The sequence below is a fragment of the Bradyrhizobium sp. genome (genome assembly GCF_027451485.1).
Classification (GTDB): Bacteria; Pseudomonadota; Alphaproteobacteria; order Rhizobiales; family Xanthobacteraceae; genus Bradyrhizobium.
Map to the genome: position 1 here is coordinate 1 of NZ_DAIDJE010000202.1, position 2,679 is coordinate 2,679.

At 59.9% G+C, this 2,679-nt stretch carries 3 protein-coding genes; 1 reads left to right on the forward strand and 2 read right to left on the reverse strand.

What is annotated here, in order from left to right:
• A partial coding sequence (locus tag NEZ08_RS23575) for a DUF892 family protein (protein WP_298112499.1) occupies nucleotides 1–294 on the reverse strand: 294 nt, incomplete at its 3' end.
• A gap of 566 nt (nucleotides 295–860) precedes the next feature.
• On the opposite strand from NEZ08_RS23575, the gene NEZ08_RS23580 reads away from it, so the two are divergent.
• Nucleotides 861–1,961, forward strand: coding sequence for a YbhN family protein (locus NEZ08_RS23580; protein ID WP_298112500.1), 1,101 nt, complete (start codon nucleotides 861–863; stop codon nucleotides 1,959–1,961).
• An 18-nt stretch (nucleotides 1,962–1,979) separates the two neighbouring features.
• Here the strand turns inward: NEZ08_RS23580 and NEZ08_RS23585 are convergent, their stop codons facing one another.
• Nucleotides 1,980–2,531, reverse strand: coding sequence for a DUF2147 domain-containing protein (locus tag NEZ08_RS23585; protein WP_298112501.1), 552 nt, complete (start codon nucleotides 2,529–2,531; stop codon nucleotides 1,980–1,982).
• Nucleotides 2,532–2,679 lie beyond the last annotated feature (148 nt).

Below are 2,679 nucleotides of genomic sequence, written 5' to 3' on the forward strand. Positions count from 1 at the left end.
ATCGGCGACCTCACCGGCGACTTCGTCGGCTTCCTCGATGATGCCATCGATCGCCGGGCAATCGACAGCCTTGATCTCGGCCCCGTGCATCCGGAAGACCTCCTCAAGACGCTGCACGTGCGTCTTCGTCTCCTCGAGATGAGTCAGGAAGCCGTCCTTGAGCTGTTTGTCGGTTGCTTTGTCGGCCATTTTCGGCAGTGCCTTCACGAGTTGTTTCTCAGCGTAATAGATGTCCTGCAATTGATGCACGAACAGATCGTTCATGGTCTTGATGTCACGGGTGAACAGTCCCATCGCTGCGTTCCTTTTTGTTCTTTGGAACACCGGCGCGCCGGCTCTCCGCTCGGAACGCCGAGTGTCCGATTGCTGATATCGCGCTAACCGGTGGGTCCGGACGATGTTCCCCACAGAAGTCGAAAGGCCGCACGGGGAACGTTCGCCGGTTTACGGCGATGAAAAGGAAGCGCAGCCATGCAGCGACGAGGATGCCAGCCCACAATTCCGCCTCGACTCCGGGGCTACACGCCCTATCTAAGGGCTTGACCGGCAGTCGGAGCGCGACAGTCAGCCGCTTGTCAAGTACTGCACAAAAGGCGGTTTTTGCCCTATGGGTTTAAATGCAGGACGATCGGGGCCCGAACGGTGGCGGTTGTCTCGATGGGCTGGTGTCCGGTCCTGACATTTGCGCGCGATCGCGGCCGGGTCGTTTACGAGTGTCAGAACCGAAGGGACACCGGCAAACGCAGATTTCTAGTGGAGTTTCGGATTTGACATCCGCTGATCAGAACGCGCGACAACGAGCGGCGAATGTCAAGTCCACTGCCGCCAGCAACGGCGCTGCGGCCCTGCCGGGAGGACGAATGGTTAGGATGTTGACCATGCTGCGGCATGGTTTCAAGGAGCGGATAGGCTGGAAGCGCGTCGGAGTTGCCGCCAGCCTTGTCATTATCGCCTTCGCGATCACGACGCTGGTCCGCACCCTGAAGGGTATCGATACTGGCGTTATGTTCGTGGCGCTGACCGATATCTCGCCCCACCATATCGCCCTTGCTGCCCTGTGCGTCGTCGGGGCCTTCTGCACCCTGACATTCTATGATTTCTTCGCGTTGCGAACGCTTGGCAAGAAGCACGTCCCCTACCGCATCGCGGCGCTGTCGAGTTTCACCAGCTACTCGATCGGTCACAACATCGGCGCCACCGTCTTCACCGGCGGCGCGATCCGTTTTCGGATCTACTCGGATTACGGCCTGAGCGCCGTCGACGTCGCAAAGATCTGCTTTCTATCCGGTCTGACGTTTTGGCTCGGCAACACCTTTGTGCTCGGCATCGGCATGGCCTGGCATCCCGAAGCGGCGTCCTACATGGATCAGCTGCCAGCGGCAATCAACCGGCTGATTGCCCTTGGCGTGGTCGGCGCCATCATCTCATATATGGTCTGGCTCGTGCGCGGCGAGGAGCGGCGCGAACTGGGGCAGAATGGCTGGATGGTCAGATTGCCTTCCGCACCGCTGACCTTGGTGCAGATCCTGATCGGCGTGGTCGATCTCGGCTTCTGCGCCATGGCAATGTATCTCCTGATGCCAGCACAGCCGCATATCGATTTCATGTCGCTGGCGGTGGTGTTCATTCTGGCAACGCTGCTCGGATTTGCCAGCCATGCGCCCGGCTCGCTTGGCGTCTTCGATGCCGCCATGCTGGTCGCACTGCCGCAGTTCGGCAAGGAGCAGTTGCTGGCGACGCTGGTCGTATTCCGGATCCTTTATTTCATGATCCCGTTCGGCATCGCGATTTCGATCATGGGAGCTCGTGAACTCTGGCTCAACGTGGTGCAGCCTTGGCAGCTCCGCCGCAAGCAGGCCGAGGCTTGCGCGGCGATCGACACCGAAAGCGCTGAAGTCGTCGAGGTAAAGGCCACAACGGTGCCGTTCCGGCAGCGCTCCCGCGCTGGCTCCCGCCGCTAGAGTTAAGCCGGGTTCGGCCTATTGCCGGTGTGAGGCGGATTTCTTCTTGCCCGGCGGTTTGGCAGCGGCCGCCTGTTCCGGCAGGTATTTAGCGATGATCGCGGGATCCACCTGCGCCATATCGGAATCCGGCAATCGCTGCCAGACATCGTCCTTGCCCAGCAACGGCATCAGCACGTAGCCGCGTAGCGTGAGTTCCTGCCCATCCGGGCTGAGCGTCATTTTCGCCCGCCAGATCTGCCCGTCGCGGGGATCCAGCACATTGCCCTCTTCGTACTCCAGGCCGTTCCGCTTCATGTCGCGGATAAAGGAAATGCCGAGCACCGGCGCATCCTTGCGGTCGTCGGTGCATTTTGAACAGAACGTCGCTTCGGGCATGCCGGGCTTTGGAAATTTCTTGGCGATCACGCCTTCAAACGTGCCGTCATGGTGATCGACCATCAGAATCCAGATGACGGGCTTACCCTCGGCGGTCTTTTCCCAGAGGCCCGCAGCCGTTGGTTCGGCAGCATATCCGGGAAGAGAAACCGCAACCGCAAGGCCGCCTGCAATCGCAAGCCTTCGCTGCATTTTGGCTATCGCGTTCCACATGATCATCACCGGTTCAATCGAATGATGGAGGCAAGATTACGACCATTCGCCTTAGGCGGCCAGCATATCGACGGGCACGCTCAGGCGTCGTGTTCGCCCGCGCCGATAACGCATTGAAACAATGACC